This is a genomic window from Bradyrhizobium macuxiense (genome assembly GCF_001542415.1).
Taxonomy (GTDB): Bacteria; Pseudomonadota; Alphaproteobacteria; order Rhizobiales; family Xanthobacteraceae; genus Bradyrhizobium; species Bradyrhizobium macuxiense.
In genome coordinates this window covers 21,622-38,737 of the sequence record NZ_LNCU01000072.1, presented here as the reverse complement: position 1 = coordinate 38,737, position 17,116 = coordinate 21,622, and the positions used below count along the sequence as shown (strand labels likewise).

At 65.0% G+C, this 17,116-nt stretch carries 12 protein-coding genes; 8 read left to right on the top strand and 4 right to left on the bottom strand.

All coding sequences use genetic code 11. The features are described 5' to 3' along the window. Positions 1 to 41: 41 nt before the first annotated feature. The 3 genes from AS156_RS20370 to AS156_RS45650 all read right to left on the bottom strand — a co-directional run bounded on the left by AS156_RS20370 (position 42) and on the right by AS156_RS45650 (position 5,445). Positions 42 to 2,543: a penicillin-binding protein 1A gene (locus tag AS156_RS20370; RefSeq protein ID WP_066507993.1), complete on the bottom strand. Its 2,502-nt coding sequence runs from the start codon at positions 2,541 to 2,543 to the stop codon at positions 42 to 44. A 244-nt stretch (positions 2,544 to 2,787) separates the two neighbouring features. After that, positions 2,788 to 4,101, bottom strand: coding sequence for an N-acetylmuramoyl-L-alanine amidase (locus tag AS156_RS20365; protein ID WP_066507992.1), 1,314 nt, complete (start codon positions 4,099 to 4,101; stop codon positions 2,788 to 2,790). A 615-nt stretch (positions 4,102 to 4,716) separates the two neighbouring features. Then, entirely contained in the window at positions 4,717 to 5,445 is a 729-nt protein-coding gene (locus tag AS156_RS45650) for a hypothetical protein (protein ID WP_283807935.1), read from the bottom strand. 33 nt (positions 5,446 to 5,478) lie between these two features. Between AS156_RS45650 and AS156_RS20360 the strand changes: the two genes are divergently transcribed. Continuing rightward, the gene (locus AS156_RS20360) at positions 5,479 to 8,043 is read left to right on the top strand and encodes an Rne/Rng family ribonuclease (protein ID WP_283807934.1); all 2,565 of its coding nucleotides are present in this window, start codon (positions 5,479 to 5,481) and stop codon (positions 8,041 to 8,043) included. 93 nt (positions 8,044 to 8,136) lie between these two features. Then, on the top strand, positions 8,137 to 9,369 hold the full coding sequence (locus AS156_RS20355) for an NAD(P)/FAD-dependent oxidoreductase (protein WP_066507990.1): 1,233 nt from the start codon (positions 8,137 to 8,139) through the stop codon (positions 9,367 to 9,369). A gap of 37 nt (positions 9,370 to 9,406) precedes the next feature. Here the strand turns inward: AS156_RS20355 and AS156_RS20350 are convergent, their stop codons facing one another. Beyond that, positions 9,407 to 10,594: a pyridoxal phosphate-dependent aminotransferase gene (locus tag AS156_RS20350; protein ID WP_066507989.1), complete on the bottom strand. Its 1,188-nt coding sequence runs from the start codon at positions 10,592 to 10,594 to the stop codon at positions 9,407 to 9,409. Positions 10,595 to 10,820: 226 nt separating this feature from the next. Here AS156_RS20350 and AS156_RS20345 point away from each other — a divergent pair, with 226 nt between their 5' ends. From AS156_RS20345 to accC, 6 genes are all read left to right on the top strand, one after another. Further along, positions 10,821 to 12,227: a M48 family metalloprotease gene (locus tag AS156_RS20345; protein ID WP_066507987.1), complete on the top strand. Its 1,407-nt coding sequence runs from the start codon at positions 10,821 to 10,823 to the stop codon at positions 12,225 to 12,227. A gap of 86 nt (positions 12,228 to 12,313) precedes the next feature. Continuing rightward, entirely contained in the window at positions 12,314 to 13,090 is a 777-nt protein-coding gene (locus AS156_RS20340; RefSeq protein ID WP_066507985.1) for a DsbA family protein, read from the top strand. Positions 13,091 to 13,566: 476 nt separating this feature from the next. Continuing rightward, complete coding sequence (locus AS156_RS20335; RefSeq protein WP_066508320.1) at positions 13,567 to 14,388, top strand: DUF1236 domain-containing protein; 822 nt, start codon at positions 13,567 to 13,569, stop codon at positions 14,386 to 14,388. A gap of 296 nt (positions 14,389 to 14,684) precedes the next feature. Beyond that, positions 14,685 to 15,146: a type II 3-dehydroquinate dehydratase gene (gene aroQ / locus AS156_RS20330; RefSeq protein ID WP_066507982.1), complete on the top strand. Its 462-nt coding sequence runs from the start codon at positions 14,685 to 14,687 to the stop codon at positions 15,144 to 15,146. Positions 15,147 to 15,197: 51 nt separating this feature from the next. After that, positions 15,198 to 15,689, top strand: coding sequence for an acetyl-CoA carboxylase biotin carboxyl carrier protein (gene accB / locus AS156_RS20325; protein WP_066507981.1), 492 nt, complete (start codon positions 15,198 to 15,200; stop codon positions 15,687 to 15,689). A 25-nt stretch (positions 15,690 to 15,714) separates the two neighbouring features. Then, positions 15,715 to 17,073: an acetyl-CoA carboxylase biotin carboxylase subunit gene (accC, locus tag AS156_RS20320; protein WP_066507980.1), complete on the top strand. Its 1,359-nt coding sequence runs from the start codon at positions 15,715 to 15,717 to the stop codon at positions 17,071 to 17,073. Positions 17,074 to 17,116: the final 43 nt, after the last annotated feature.

Genomic DNA, 17,116 nt, shown 5'->3' with positions numbered 1-17,116 from the left:
ATCTTTTCGGAAAACCGCTTCACACTTTTCCGGATCATGCGTCAGTACAGCCCGCCGGTTCCCGGACGCCCGAAGAAGCCGCCATCAGGCTGCTGCCCCTGCGACGGCTGAGGGCCTGGCGGCGGCGGAGCGCGGCCGTCGGCATCGGCGACGCCGATCACCGAGTAGTTGTCCGGCGGGGCGGTGCCCGGCTTGAAGGCTTCCAGGATGGTGTTACCGCTGTCGCCCGGGCCGGCACGCATACCGGTCTTGGCGTCGACGCGGATCAGCTTGATACCGGCCGGCACCTTGAACGGGGTCGGCGGCTTGTCGGCGAGCGCGAGCTTGAGGAAGTCGCGCGCGATCGGCGCAGCGAGGTGGCCGCCGGTGGCGGTTCGGCCGAGATTGCGCGGCTTGTCGTAGCCCATGTAGACGCCGACCGCGAGGTCCGGCGAGAAGCCGACGAACCATACGTCCTTCTCGTCGTTGGTGGTGCCGGTCTTGCCGGCGATCGGCTTGCCGACCTCGCGCACGACGGTGGCGGTACCGCGCTGGACCACGCCTTCCATCATCTCGGTGATCTGGTAGGCGGTCATGGCGTCGAGCACCTGCTCGCGACGATCGATGAGCTGCGGCTCGGGCTGGTTCTTCCATCCCTCCGGCGCATCGCAGCCGCGGCATTCGCGCTGGTCGTGCTTGAAGATGGTATGGCCGTAGCGATCCTGGATGCGATCGATCAGCGTCGGCTTCACGCGGCGGCCGCCATTGGCGAACATCGAATAAGCCGTGACCATGCGCATGACCGTCGTCTCGCCGGCGCCAAGCGCGTAGGAAAGATAGTTCGGCAATTCGTCATAGACGCCGAAGCGCTTCGCGTACTCACCGACCAGCGGCATGCCGATGTCCTGTGCCAGGCGCACCGTCACAGTGTTGAGCGAGCGCTGCAGCGCGTTGCGCAGCGTGGTCGGACCGTAATACTTCCCGGTCGAGTAGTTCTCCGGACGCCACACGCCGGCCCCCTGCCCCTGATCGATCTCGATCGGCGCGTCGATCACGGTCGTCGACGGTGTGTAGCCGTTGTCCAGCGCGGAGGAGTAGACGATCGGCTTGAACGAGGAGCCGGGCTGCCGATAGGCTTGGGTGGCGCGGTTGAACTGGCTCTGGTCGAAGGAGAAGCCGCCGACCATCGCGAGCACGCGGCCGGTCAGGGGATCCATCACCACCATGGCGCCGGAGACCTCGGGCAACTGCCGCAGGCGATATTGGCCGTCGACCGCGCTGCCCTCCTTGGTCACCAACGGGTCGGCGTAGATCACGTCGCCCTGGTGCAGCACCTGCGAAACCGCCGTCGGCGCCTTGCCCTTGCTCTTCGCCCAGCGCACCCCATCCATCGTGATGATGCCGGTCTGCCGCTCCTTGCCGACTGCACCGCCAAGCTCGCGGCCGGGCTGGAAGCCGATCCGCGCCGATTGGTCGCTCGTCTCCAGCACCACCGCCATTCGCCACGGCGAGATGTCGGAGAGCGACTTGACGTCGGCAAGCTTGACGCCCCAGTCGCCGGAAACGTCGAGCCTCTGCACCGGCCCGCGCCAGCCCTGAGCCTCATCATAATTGACGATGCCGGCGGCCATGGTCTTGCGCGCCATCACCTGAACCTTCGGGTCCAGCGTGGTGCGAACTGACAGGCCTCCTTCATAGAGCTTCTTTTCGCCGTAGCGCTCGAAGATGTCGCGCCGGACTTCCTCCGCGAAATATTCGCCGGCGAAGACATGCGCGCCGTTCGAACGGTTGGTGACGACGAGCGGATCCTTGCGCGCCTTGTCGGCATCGGCCGCGCTGATCCAGCCGTTCTCCTGCAGGCGGTCGATCACGTAATTGCGCCGCTCGACGGCACGCGCGTGGTTGCGCACCGGATGAAGCGCCGCCGGCGCCTTGGGCAGCGCAGCCAGATAGGCGGCTTCCGCCACCGTCAGCTCATTGACCGACTTGTCGAAGTAAACCAGGGAGGCGGCGGCGATGCCGTAGGCGCCGAGACCGAGATAGATCTCGTTGAGATAGAGCTCGAGGATGCGGTCCTTGGAATAGGCGCGCTCGATGCGCATCGCGAGCAAGGCTTCCTTGATCTTGCGCGAGAACGAGACCTCGTTGGTCAACAGGAAGTTCTTCGCGACCTGCTGGGTGATCGTCGAGGCGCCCTGCGGACGGCGGTTGGAGCCGTAGTTCTGTGCGTAGAGGATCGCGGCCCGGATCATGCCCTGATAGTCGATGCCGCCGTGCTCGTAGAAGTTCTTGTCCTCGGCGGCGAGGAACGCGTTGATCACCAGCTTCGGCACCGCCTGAATTGGCAGATAGAGCCGGCGCTCCTTGGAATATTCGCCGAGCAGCGCACCGTCGGTCGCGTGCACGCGCGTCATCACCGGCGGCTCGTAGTCCTGCAGCTGCGAATAGTCCGGCAGGTCCTTGGAGAAATGCCAGATCGCGCCCGCGACGCCGGCGACGCCAACCAGGAACACCACGGTTCCGGCGGCGAACAAGAAACCCAAGAACCGTACGAGCAGGCGCATTATCGAAGTTCCGTTCCACCCCTTCGGCGCTCAATCACAACAAGAGCGCCCGTCCAAAGCACGAAAGCCTCTCACGCGAAGCCAGGGACCCAGCGGGCTGCGGTTGCGCACGCCCAGATATACACGAGCCATCAGACAAAATATGGCTGATTCCAAAGGCCCCGCGGTCCATTGTCTATACCGTTGCCGCTGTGGCCAAACTAGGGCTCCCGTCCACAGGCCCAGCCCTTTTAGCCAACCGGATTCACTTGGCCGGTCCGGCGGTTGCCATGCGCTTGGCGAAAAACGCATCGATCGCCTCGACCATCGAGCCCACGGTCTTGTTGCGCCAACTCTCGGAGACCAGGTGCTCGAGGTCTCCCTTGTTGGAGACATAGCCAAGTTCGACCAGCACGGACGGGACGTCGGGCGCCTTGAGCACCCGGAAACCCGCCGATTTCAGGGGGTTCTTGTGCATCCTGACCGAGGTCTTCATCTCGTTCATCAGGAGATGCGCGAAGCGGTTGGAGAAGGTCCTGGTTTCCCGCTGTGCGAGGTCGATCAGGATATCGGCGACCTCGGTCGGCTCGTCGGTCAGGTTCACCCCGCCAATGGCATCGGCCTTGTTTTCCGCGTCAGCCAACCGCTCCGCCTCGGCGTCGGAGGCCTTGTCGGACAGCGTGTAGATCGTCGCACCCTGGGCGTCGCCTTCGCGGCGCGGCAGGGCGTCGGCGTGAATCGACACGAACAGGGCCGCCCCTTGGGCGCGCGCGACCTTCACCCGGTCGTTGAGCGGGATAAACGTGTCGTCGGTCCGGGTCATGACCACGCGGTACTTGCCGGACTTCTCGATCCGGTCGCGCAGCGCGAGACCGAATGCGAGCACGATGGTCTTTTCTGTCTGCTCGCCGGACGCGGTGCCGTTGTCGATGCCGCCGTGACCGGGATCGATCACGATCAACGGACGGGTATCGGACGCGGCAGCAGGCGGCAGCGCCGCGGTCGTGGTTTCGGGGGCGGCAACCGCGGCATTCGCGTCGGCGATCGTCGGCTTGAGTTCGGACCGGTTTACCGGCGTGAGCGATTGCTCGAAGCTGGTGCGGTCGACCTCTTCCAGATCCAGCACCAGCCGCGGCGGCTGGCCATTGGCGGCGTCGAGCAGATAGGAATTGGCGATCTTCGCCGGTCCCGTCAGATCGAAGACGATCCTGGAGCCTCCCGGCAGAACAAGGCCGTAGCGGAATGCCTTCACCAGTCCCCGTCCCGTCGCGCCGGTACCGGCGGCGAGCTGGAAGTTGACCTGCGGTATATCGACCACGACCCGGTAGGGGTCGGCCAGCGGGAACGCGCGGAACTCGATCTTGCGGTCGAGATCGAGGATGAAGCGGGTCTGCTTGCCGTCGCCAGCGAGCCGCGCACCGGACGCGACCGGAAGGTTGGAAGTGGCTGGGGCCGGGGCCGATTGGCCGCTTGGCGGCTCTTCCGCCGCGCTTGGACGACCCGTTTCGGCAAACACCAATGCTGCGGCGCACAACAGCCCGCACCCCAGCAAAATACGGTGATTTGCGCGGTTTGCCACTCGACTCGGCGCCTCCAATCAGTCTCTTACCGCATTAGAACCACACGGTTAATCGCACCCTAATGACGCCCGGGTGAAAAGGATTGAGTGTTGCCCGGCCGCGACGCTTCCCTTGCACGCGGCGGTCAATCCACGTATGTACGGGATGCTGACGGCTAGTACTCCCGGTTGTGTCGCGTTCAGCCTCCCGGTGCAGCGGTGGAACCTTCGATACCGAAGATCCCGCCGTGTTTTTCCGGCCCCTCCTCAGCCAGCGCCGCGCGCGGCTGACAAGGAGTGACGGATTTGAGCCCGAGCGGCGTCCGGTCCCAGGCACACTCTCTCGCCAGAGGGACGGTTTGAGACACGACATAACTGATTATCCGGTCCCTTGGGGCCTCGATATGCGATGGCCGGCAGGCGCTTCGGCGCCGCGCCGGGCTTTCAGCAAAAGATACGGCGGTATCTCTCGCCGCCAACATGTTTAGACAGGCCGACGCTTAATGCGCCAGACTCTATTGCCGACCAGGACCCCCGAGACGATCGCGCTGACGCGAGGCGAAAGCTTCGCCCGTCGCATCGTTCCGGCGAGTTCCCGCGCGGCTCGGCGCCTCGAGCCGCGTTTTGGCCTTCCCCTCACCCCCGAATCAGGTGGACCGTCGCGTCACCCGGCCGCGCAATTTGCGCGCGCCATGCACCGCGCCCGCCGCCGTCAAGAGCTCCCAAATGCCCAACAAGATGTTGATCGATGCCACCCACCCGGAAGAGACCCGGGTCGTTGTGGTCCGTGGCAATCGCGTCGAAGAATTTGATTTCGAGACTGCCCAGCGCAAGCAACTGCGCGGCAATATCTATCTCGCCAAGGTCACGCGCGTAGAGCCGTCGTTGCAGGCCGCCTTCATTGAATATGGCGGTAACCGTCACGGCTTCCTCGCCTTCAGCGAAATCCATCCCGACTACTACCAGATCCCGGTTGCCGACCGTCAGGCGCTGATCGAAGCCGATGAGCGCGCCCATCGCGAGGCCGAGGAAGAACACGAGAACCGCGGCCACCGCCGCCGTTCGCGCCACCGCAATGCCCGCCGCCGCGGTCACGGCGACCGCGTGCAGAGCGAGGTCATCGAGGGCGCGCGCGACCCGCAGGCGCGGCAAGCCCAGGACGGTCACGACCAACCCGCCGATGCCGAGCACCACGATCATAACGTAGTCGCCCAAGAAGGTCATGAGCACGCGGCGCACGACCATGCCCATGATCACGATCATGCTCATGATCACGAGCATCACGATGGCCACGAACACGATGCTCACGAGCATCATGACGATCACGAACATCATCATGATCATGATCACGACCATCATGATCATGAGCATCATCATGAGGACGACCACGCGCACGCCGTGAGCGTGGCGCCCGATGCCGACACACCGCCCGACCCCGTCGCGGCGGTGGTCGAGGCGTCCGCTGCGGCAGCGGCGCCGGAACAAGTCGAGGTCGCCGACTTCAATCATGAGCCCGAACGGACCCATGAGGAACAGGTCGAGGAAAATGCCGCGCACGCCGACGACGCGCCGCAAGGAGCCACCGCCGAGGTTCAGGCGACGGCCGACGAGCACGCGATTCCCGACCACGCCACCCCCGAGCACGCTGCATCGGAGGATGCGGCTGTGTCCCGTGAGGGCCAGAACGGCGAAGATGCCGGCGACGATGAGGAAGAGGACGACGGCGAAGACAGCGAGGAAGAAGATGTCGTCGAATCCGTCGGCGGCGACGACGTGCTCGAGGAAGTTCCGGAGCGCCCGTTCCGCCCGCGCCGCCAGTACAAGATCCAGGAAGTCATCAAGCGCCGCCAGGTGATGCTGGTGCAGGTCGTCAAGGAAGAGCGCGGCAACAAGGGCGCCGCCCTCACCACCTATCTCTCGCTCGCTGGCCGCTACGCCGTGCTGATGCCCAACACCGCGCGCGGCGGCGGCATCAGCCGCAAGATCACCTCGGCCCAGGACCGCTCGCGCCTGAAGGAAGTGGTTCAGGATCTCGACGTGCCCGAGGGCATGGGCATCATCCTGCGCACCGCAGGCGCCTCGCGCAGCAAGCCCGAGATCAAGCGCGACTTCGAGTATCTGATCCGCATGTGGGAGACCGTGCGCGACCTGACGCTGCGATCGCAGGCCCCGACCCTCGTCTATGAAGAAGGTTCGCTGATCAAGCGCTCGCTGCGCGACCTCTACAACAAGGAGATCGACGAGATCCAGGTGGCGGGCGAAGCCGGCTACCGCGAAGCGCGCGACTTCATGAAGATGCTGATGCCCGCGAATGTGCGTGCGGTGAAGCTGTATCGTGACGGCCAGCCGCTGTTCTCGCGCATGGGAGTCGAAAGCCAGCTCGACGCGATGTTCTCGCCGACCGTGCAGTTGCGCTCCGGCGGCTACATCGTGATCAACCAGACCGAGGCGCTGGTTTCGATCGACGTCAACTCGGGCCGGGCGACGCGCGAGCACCACATCGAGGATACTGCGCTCAAGACCAATCTGGAGGCGGCTGAGGAAGTCGCCCGCCAGTTGCGCTTGCGCGACCTCGCCGGCCTGATCGTCATCGACTTCATCGACATGGACGAGAAGCGCAACAACCGCGCGGTCGAGCGCAAGCTGTCCGACTGCCTGCGCCAGGATCGCGCGCGGATCCAGGTCGGCCGCATCTCGCATTTCGGCCTGCTGGAAATGTCGCGCCAACGCATCCGCGCCAGCGTGCTGGAGAGCTCGACCGAGCCCTGCCCGCAATGCGGCGGTAGCGGTCACGTCCGCTCGGTCTCGTCGGTCGCGCTGCAGCTGCTGCGCGGCATCGAGGAGATCCTTATGAAGGGCGCGACCCACAATCTGGTGGTACGTACCCGCACCGACGTCGCACTCTACGTCCTCAACCACAAGCGCGGCCATCTGCGCGATCTCGAAGACGCCTTCAAGGTGGCGCTGTCGATCGTCGCCGACGCCACCGTGAGCGGCCAGCAGTCCTACATCATCGATCGCGGCGAGCAGGTGCATACGCTCGAAGCGGCCAAGGCGCTTCTGGTGTCCCAGGCCGCCGCGGCGCCGGCGCAGGCCGACGAAGCCGATGACGACGCGGAACTGTTCGAGTACGAGGCCGAGGTCGAAACCGAGGAAACCGAAGGCCTGACCGACGACCAGGCCGCCGGAGAGGACGCGAGCGCCGAAGGCGATGGCGAGGGTCAGCGCCGCCGGCGCCGGCGCCGTCGTCGCGGCCGCGCAAGTGCCGGCGAGGCGCGCGAGAGCGGCCAGCCGCGCGAGGACGGTGACCTCATGCATGTGATGCCCGAGGGCACCGATGCGGTGATGACCGAGGAGTCCGAAGGCGACGAGGACGACGGCGACGAGCAGCAGGGCTTTGCCCGCAACGATCAGCGCGATGGTGGCGAACGTCGCCCGCGCCGTCGCGGACGCCGCGGCGGTCGCCGTCGGCGCGGCACCGGCGGAGCTGATGAAGGTCTCGCGGGATCGATCTCCGATGAGCTGAGCCCGGCGTCGGTGCCGGAAGTCACCGATGCGGTCGCCGATTTCGATGGTCATTCGGAGCTGGCCCCGTCGCTGGCGCAGCCCGAGCCAGTCGCACAGCCTGCAGCAGAAGAGGAATCGCAACCAGTTGCATCGGCTCCGGCCGAGGCAGTTGCAGCGCCCGAGGCAGCGGTGTCCGAGGACGTGTCGGGCGAAACCGACCGTGCCGTGAGGCGCCGCTCGACCGTGCGCGAGAAGGTCAGCTTCCTCTCGAGCCCACAGCCCGAGACGCCTGAACCCGCACTGGTCGAGGGCCAGGCGGAGCCAGATCCGGCTGCCGTCGCGGCTCCTGCGGTGGAGCCGGCTCCTGCGGCCACGGCAGAGCCCGCACCGGCGGCCGCTACCGAAGGTCCGGCCCGCAAGGGCTGGTGGTCGCGGCGCTTCGGCGGCGGCAACTAGCACCCTTCGCAAAACGAAAACGCCCGGTCCCACCCCGGGCGTTTTTGTCTGATAGGACCGGCGCAAGCCCACCTGACGGAGAAGCAGGTCTCAATGCAAAGTGCGATCATTCTCGGCGGCGGCATGGTAGGCGTCAGCGCGGCGCTGCACCTGCAACGCCGCGGCTGGTCGGTTACGCTGGTCGATCGCAAGGAGCCCGGCCAAGAGACCAGCTATGGCAACACCGGCATCATCCAGAGCGAGGCGGTCCGCCCCTATCCGATGCCACGCGACCTCGCCACGCTCGCAAGGATCGCGACCGGTCGCGCCAACGACGTGCGCTATCGGCTTGCGTCATTGCCACAGCATGCCGGTCCGCTGCTGCGCTATTGGTGGCACTCGACGCCCGAGCGACACCGCAAAGCCACACTCGCGTGGGCGCGCCTGATCGCGCACGCCACCACCGAACACGATACGTTGATCCGCGAAGCTCATGCCGACAATCTGATCCGCCGCGCCGGCTATCGCCTGCTTCATCGCGATCCCGCGGCGCTGGAGCAAGCGATTGCGACCGCGGAAGAGAACCAGCGCGACTTCGGCGTGAAGTTCCGGGTCCTGAGCGGTAGCGAGCTCGCCAAGGCCGAGCCTCTCCTGCGCGACGACCTGCCCGGCGCCATTCACTGGCTCGATCCGTGGACCGTGTCCGATCCGGGTGGTCTCGTCTCGGCCTACGCTTCATTGTTCGAGCGCCTCGGCGGCAGAATTGTTCACGGCGATGCGCAGACGCTGGCGGAAACTTCAACCGGCTGGTCGGTCGACACGGCTGACGGCCGTATCGATGCGGCCAACGCGGTGGTTGCGCTCGGGCCCTGGTCTCCGCAATTGCTGCGCCGATTCGGTTACCGGATCCCGCTGGTGCGCAAGCGCGGCTACCACATGCATTATCGTGGCGGTCATTCGCTCGATCTGCCGCTGGTCGATATCGCGATGGGTTACGCGATGGCGCCGATGGCCAAGGGCGTCCGCATCACCACCGGCGCGGAGCTGACCGGCCCCGACGCTCCGGCCACGCCGATCCAGCTCGGCCACGCAGAAGCCGCCGCGCGAGACCTGCTCGACATCGGCAGCCGAGTCGAACCCGAGCCCTGGTACGGCACTCGCCCCTGTACCCCCGATATGCTGCCTGTGCTCGGGCCAGCGCCACGCCATCGCGGGCTGTGGACCAATTTCGGCCACGGCCATCAAGGCCTCACGCTCGGCCCGGCCACCGCAAGACTGCTCGCCGCAATGATGAACGGCGAGACACCGATCGTGGACGCCTCGCCGTATCGGCCCGATCGGTTCTGACGTCGGAAACCGGGGATGCCCTCGTGACGCGCGCGGGCTATTTCAGCCAGCGCGCGATCCGCGCAACCGCTTCCTGCATCTCCGCCGCCGAACGCGCATAGGAGAAGCGGATGAAGGCGCGGCCGTGGATCGGATCGAAATCAACGCCCGGGGTCGCCGCGACATGCGCCTTCTCGAGCATCTCGTTTGCGAAGGCGAAGCTGTCGGAGGTGAAGTCGGAGACGTCGGCATAGAGATAGAACGCGCCGTCCGCCGGCAGGAATTTCGTGAGGCCCGCCTTCGGCAAGCCCTCGATCAGGATGCGGCGGTTCTCCTGATAGCCGCGCTTGATCGCTTCCATCTCGTCACGCCCCTCGAACGCCGCCTCGGCCGCGATCTGCGACAATGTCGGCACCGAGATCGAGAGGTTCTGCTGCAGCCGTTCGATCGGCCGCACCAGCACCTCGGGCACCACCATCCAGCCGACGCGCCAGCCGGTCATGCAGAAGTATTTCGAGAACGAGTTGATGACGAGCGCGCTCGGCGACAGCTCGGCCGCGGTCACGGCGGGAAACGCATAGTCGAGCCCGTGATAGATCTCGTCGGAGATGAAGCGTATGCCTGCGCTCTCGGCGGCGGCCATCAGGCTCGCCAGCGCCTCGCGCGACATCATCGTGCCCGTCGGGTTGGCCGGGCTGCCGACCAGCACGCCCTTCAGCGGTGTCTTGCGATGGGCCGCGAGCAGCGCCTCGCCGGTCAGCGCGTGCCTTGTGTCGCCGGTGGTTTCTATCAGCACCGGTTCGCAGCCGAGCGCCGTCAGGATGTGCCGGTACGGCGGATATCCCGGCACCGTGACCGCCACCCGGTCGCCCGGCTCGAACATCGAAAGAAACGCCAGGATGAATCCACCCGACGAGCCCGTCGTGACGATGATGCGCTCGGCATCCACCGAACAGCCATAGGAATCGCGGTAGTGGCGGGCGATGCGCTCGCGCAAGGAGGGAATGCCGAGCGCGGACGTATAGTCGATCCGCCCGTCCGCAAGCGCGGCTTGCGCGGCCGCGATCGCCGGTTTCGGCGCGGATGCGGCGGGCTGGCCGACCTCCATGTGAATCACGTGGCCGCCGGCTGCCTCGATTCGCGCAGCCGCAGCCATCACGTCCATCACCATGAACGGCGGAACATCGCTTCGCCGGGTCGCGGTCAAAAGGGTCGTCACACGGTCTCTCAGTGTCGCATCAGACATGGATTTCTGCTAATTGGGCGGCTGCCGCCGAATTCAGGTTCCCGCACCGGCTACCGCCCCAGACTGGCCGCATTCGGTGGCTCCTTATAGCGTTTTCAGGCCAAGTGAATACCGGTTCGCGTGAAGAAAAACTGCAAAATCAAGAGACTGCACCACGCTCCTGATCCAACCAGGGCCGCAACCGGGCTTTGCCTTTTCGTGGCCAGCCATCGCCGATAGATCGCCCATGCTGTTCCGCCACGCGCTTCGCACCAGGACGTTCAAGCTGACCGCATTGTTGACGGCGGTCGTGCTCGCGGTTGGCCCCGCCGCCACCGTGCGGGCGCAGCAGTCCAAGGGTCCTCCCGTGCTGCGCGACACCGAGACCGAGCAGCTGTTGCGCGACTATACGCGGCCGATCCTTCGCGCCGCCGGCCTGGAGAAGCAGAACATCCAGGTCGTGATCATCAACGACAGCGCATTCAACGCCTTCGTCGCCGACGGCCGCCGCATTTTTGTGAACTACGGCGCGCTGCTGCAATCGGAAACACCGAACCAGATCATCGGCGTGCTCGCGCACGAAACCGGCCACCTGGCCGGCGGCCACCTTGCCAAGCTGCACGAGCAGCTGGCGCGAGCGCAAACGCAAATGATCATCGCGATGCTGCTGGGTGCCGGCGCGATGGCCGCAGGCGCACGGGGTGGTTCCAACAATGGCCTCACCAATGCGGGTGCTGCCGCGTTTTCAGCGCCGCAGTCCATGATCCAGCGCTCGCTGTTGTCCTACCAGCGCCAGCAGGAGGAGAACGCCGACCGCGCCGGCGTCAAGTTCCTGACCGCGACCGGGCAATCCGCCAGGGGCATGTACGAGACGTTCAAGCGCTTCACTGACGAGAGCCTGTTCGCCTCGCGCGGCGCGGACCCCTACCTGCAGTCGCATCCGATGCCGCTCGACCGCGTCCAGGCGCTGGAAGGGCTCGCGAAATCCAGTCCCTATTGGGACAAGAAGGACGATCCCGCGCTGCAGATGCGCCACGACATGATGCGCGCCAAGATCTCGGGCTTCATGGAACGGCAGGACACGGTCTACCGCCGCTACCCGCTCACGAACACCAGCCTGCCGGCGCGTTATGCGCGCGCCATCACCACCTATCTGCACGGCGATCTGCGCTCGGCGATCACGCAGATCGACGGCCTGATCCAGGTGCAGCCCAACAATCCCTACTTCTACGAACTGCGCGGCCAGGCCCTGCTCGAAGGCGGCAAGCCGGCGGAAGCCATCGCGCCGCTGCGCAGGGCGGTGCAACTGTCCAACAACGCACCGCTGATCGAGATGTTGCTCGGCCAGGCGCTCGTCGCCTCCGACAACAAGGGCTATACCGACGAGGCCATCAAGATGCTGCGCGCCGCCGTCGCACGCGAGCCCGAGGCCCCGATCGGCTACACCCAGCTCGCCATGGCCTATGGCCGCAAGGGAGACTACGCAGAGGCCGACCTTGCGTCCGCGCAGGCCGCCTATCTTCGCGGCGACAACAAGACCGCCCGCGACCTAGCGTCGCGCGCCAAGACCCGGTTTGCGATCGGCTCCCCCGGCTGGGTCAAAGCTGACGACATTGTGAGCGCCAAGCCCATGCCGGGCCAGAAAAACAACTAGAAATAAACCGCAGTTCCATACAACGATCCCCGAAACCGGCTCACGGTCCTGCCGTATGTCGAGCCACGCCAACAAGGATTTCGTCCATGCCAGCGCTCCGCTTTCTTGCCCCTGCCTTGCTCGCGCTCGGCGTTTGCGCCGCGCCATTGTCGGCGTCTGCCCAGTCTGCCCCGAGCTTCACCGACGCCCAGCGCGGCGACATCGAGACCATCGTCCGCAACTACCTGGTCGCGCATCCCGAGGTGATCGAGGAGGCGATCAATGAGCTGAGCAAGCGCCAGACGGCAGCCGAAGCCGAGAAGCATGAGCAGAGCGTCGCCAAGAACGCCGACACCATCTTCAACTCGCCGCGCGGTGTCACGCTCGGTAACAAGGACGGTGACGTCACCTTCGTCGAGTTCTTCGATTATAATTGCGGCTACTGCAAGCGCGCGATGTCCGACATGCTCGACTTGATGAAGTCGGATCCGAAGCTGAAGGTCGTGCTGAAGGAATTCCCGGTGCTGAGCCAGGGCTCGGTCGAAGCCGCGCAGGTCGCGGTCGCCGTCCGCATGCAGGACCCGAGCGGCAAGAAGTATCTCGAGTTTCACCAAAAGCTCCTGGGCGGCCGCGGCGCCGCCGACAAGGCGCGTGCGCTGGCGGTCGCCAAGGACGTCGGCCTCGACATGGCAAGGCTCGAGAAGGACATGAACAGCCCGGAGGTCAAGGCGACCATCGAGGAAAATTTCAAGCTCGCCGAATCCATGGGCATGAACGGCACCCCGAGCTACGTGATCGGCAAGCAGGTCGTGGTCGGCGCGGTCGGGCTCAACAATCTCAAGGAGAAGATCGGCATCGCCCGCTGCGGCAAGGCGACCTGCTGATCGACGCATCAACCACAATTCCATCGACTGCAAAATCCGGCTGCCGCGCAGCCGGATTTTTTGTTGGGAGACGTGCAGCCTCCGAACCGCCTCGGCATTGAGCGCAACTAACGGCCATCGGGCGAACTCGCGACTCCATCGCGCCCTACGCCGAACAAGACGCGGCGCGCCTCCTCGATCAATTCCCCGGTCGAAACCATCTCGGCGGCACGATGTTCCCCAATCAGCGGATTCCGGGTTTCACCGCGACCTATACGAGATCGAAGAACATTTCGGCGGGTTCAATTTCGGCGGCGGCAATGGCCAGCTCGATCTCGCGACAACGGAATTCGACTGGGCTGTGCGGCTGAATCGTTCCGCGTTCATCGTGCATTCACTGGCAAAAAGTGGACTGCGCGGAACTACGGATCATTAGGAACATCGCACATTTTCTCTCGTTGACGGCGCGGGCAATGCCGAAAATGAGGAGGAATATGATGTCTAACCGCTTTCTGATTTCGGTGGCCGCTATGGCCCTGATCGCGGGTACCAGCTTTGCCAATGCGCAGGGCGCAGGCGGAGCCGGCAAGGAAACACCTGGCACCGGCGGCGGTGCGACCATGCAGCACAACGCGCCATCCGGTGGCGCGTCATCCGGCACGATGCAGCGTGACACGGGCGGCATGAAGGGTTCCGAACATTCCACGACCGGTCAATCCCCGAGCACTCAATCCCCGAGTGCGAAGGGTGCGGAGTCCGAGAAGCCTGGCGCAGCCACCAAGGGCGCGCAGGAGAATATGCAGAAGCCCAAGGGCATGAACTCGGAGAACGAGTCGACCAAGGGGTCCAAGGGCATGAAGGCTGAGGAGCGCGACAAGAGCGGCAACATGAACGCCCAAAGCCGCGAAGGTCGCGAACGCAACAATGCCGCCGAGACCCGTGAGAAGGGCGGCACCACGACGAACCAGAATGCGCAGACCAGGAGCCCGACAGACACCAACCGCGCCCAGACCAACGAGGGTCGTTCGCAGACCACGACCGGCAACGCTGCGACCTCGGCGACCGCGGCTCCTCCGGCGGAGAAGCGCACCGAGATCTCGACTGCGATCAAGTCGGAGCACGTGAGCGAGGTCACCAACGTGAACTTCAACGTGGCGGTGGGTACCCGCATCCCCACGGGCGTTCATTTCTATCCGCTCCCGGAGCGGGTCGTGACGATCTATCCGCAATGGCGTGGCTATGACTTCATTCTGGTGCGCGGACGCTACCTGATCGTGCAACCGGAGACGCACGAGATCGTCTACATCCTCGAGGGCTAAACCCAGCCTCGGTACGAGGGTGCCATGACGGGCCCTCGCCTACGTGCGACCCCCGCCCTTCGGGGCGGGGTTTTATTGTCGACCCGACCCGTAACGGGCCAGTGGATGGAGGGCCGCACAGCCGTAGCGTGCACCTCCCGTCAAGCTTGGTTAATCAGCATTTTCCGAAGGTTACCGCAGTGATCTGACAGCCGGGACGAACCTGTTGAAGACGTTCAGAATGCACCTAAAGGCTTCCCCTGCGGCCGGTTGTTACCTATAACCCGGCCCACTCCACCCCTCGCCGGAACCTTGGAATGGCTGCTGCTGGAACGATTTATGTGCTGAACGGCCCGAACCTCAATCTGTTGGGGACGCGCGAGCCCGAGACCTACGGGCACGCCACCCTCGCCGATGTCGAGAAGCTGTGCGCAGACACCGCCAAGCAGTTTGGCCTGACCGCCGACTGCCGGCAGTCCAACCGCGAGGGTGAGCTGATCGACTTCATCCATGAGGCCCACGCCAAGAAGGCGGTCGGCATCATCATCAACGCCGGCGGCTATTCTCATACCTCCATCGCGCTGCACGACGCGCTGATTGCTGTGAAGATCCCGGCCATCGAAGTCCACGTCAGCAACATCCATGCCCGCGAGAGCTTCCGGCATCATTCGTTCACTGCTAAAGCGGCTTTCGCGTCGCTTTGCGGCTTTGGTATCGACGGCTACCGGCTCGCGATCGCCGGGCTCGCCGTGAAGATCGGTGCCAAGGCAAAGACTTAATCGTCAATCCTGACGTCCCCCGTCACCAGACAGAGATTCCGGATCAAGATCATGGCGCGCCAGCCAGACGACAAACCAGCTGCAAAATCCAAGAGCGACGACAGCGCCCTCATTCGCGAGCTCGCGCTTCTGCTTGCCGAGACCAATCTGACCGAAATCGAGATCGAGCGCGCCGGACTGCGCGTCCGTGTCGCACGCAACATCAGCATCGCCGCCGCCGTGCCGAGCATCCCGGTTCAGGCAGCCGTCGCAGCACCGATAGCGGCGAACCCGGCCGCGGCAGCCCCTGCGAATGATCTCGCGAAGCACCCGGGAGTCGTTCCCTCGCCGATGGTCGGCACCGCCTATTGGGCGCCGGAGCCCGGCGCCAAGCCGTTCGTTGAAGTCGGCACCAAGGTGTCGGCCGGACAGACGCTCCTGATCATCGAGGCGATGAAGACGATGAACCAGATTCCGTCGCCGCGCGCCGGGACCGTGACACAGATTCTCGTCGAGGACGGCCAGCCGGTCGAATTCGGCGAACCGCTCGTCATCATTGAGTAGCCATTCGTCAACGTCAGGCGCTGCGATGTTCGACAAGATCCTCATAGCCAATCGCGGCGAGATTGCGCTCCGCGTGCTGCGCGCCTGCAAGGAGCTCGGCATCTCCACCGTCGCAGTGCACTCCACCGCCGACGCTGATGCCATGCATGTGCGGCTCGCCGATGAAAGCGTGTGTATCGGCCCGCCGCCCTCGAAGGACTCTTACCTCAACGTGCCGGCGCTGCTCGCGGCCTGCGAGATCACCGGCGCCGACGCCGTGCATCCCGGCTATGGCTTCCTGTCCGAGAACGCACGCTTCGCCGAGATCCTCGCCGATCACAATCTGCACTTCATCGGACCGAAGGCCGAGCATATCCGCCTGATGGGCGACAAGATCGAGGCCAAGAAGACCGCCAAGCGGCTCGGCATTCCGGTGGTGCCGGGCTCCGATGGCGCGGTGACGGCGGACGACGACGCGATGGCGATCGCAAAGGCGATCGGCTTCCCGGTGTTGGTGAAGGCCGCCGCAGGCGGCGGCGGGCGCGGCATGAAGGTCGCCCACACCGAGGCTGACCTCACGCTCGCGCTGTCGACCGCGGCGAACGAGGCCAAGTCGGCGTTCGGCGACGCCTCGGTCTATCTCGAGAAATATCTGCAGAAGCCGCGGCATATCGAAATCCAGATTCTCGGCGACGGCCGCGGCGGCGCGATCCATCTCGGCGAGCGCGACTGCTCGTTGCAGCGCCGTCATCAGAAGGTCTGGGAGGAAGGCCCCTCGCCAGTGCTCGCCGCTGCCGCGCGCGCCAAGATCGGCGAGACTTGCGCCAAGGCGATGCGGGACATGAAATATCTCGGCGTCGGCACCATCGAATTCCTCTACGAGGACGGCGAGTTCTATTTCATCGAAATGAACACCCGCATCCAGGTCGAGCATCCCGTCACCGAAAGCATCACCGATATCGACCTGGTGCTGGAGCAGATCCGGATCGCCGCCGGCGGCGAGCTTCCGGCGAAGCAGGGCGAGATCGCGATCATCGGCCACGCCATCGAATGCCGCATCAATGCGGAGAACCCGCAGACCTTCCGTCCCTCGCCCGGACGAATCACGCAATTCCATCCGCCGGGCGGCCTCGGCGTGCGCATCGATTCGGCCGTCTACCAGGGCTACATGATCCCGCCCTACTACGATTCGCTCGTCGGCAAGCTGATCGTGCACGGCAAGACCCGGGGCGAATGCCTGATGCGGTTGCGCCGCGCTTTGGACGAGATGGTGGTTGACGGGATCGAGACCACGCTGCCGCTGTTTCGCGCTCTGGTCCGGGAGCCCGACATCATCGAGGGCGACTACCACATCCACTGGCTGGAGCAGTATCTTGCCGGCCAGACTGCGGACCCAGAGAAATAATTCGGCGGTCCCGTGGAACCCAGCCCCCCGCTCAGGCGTATGG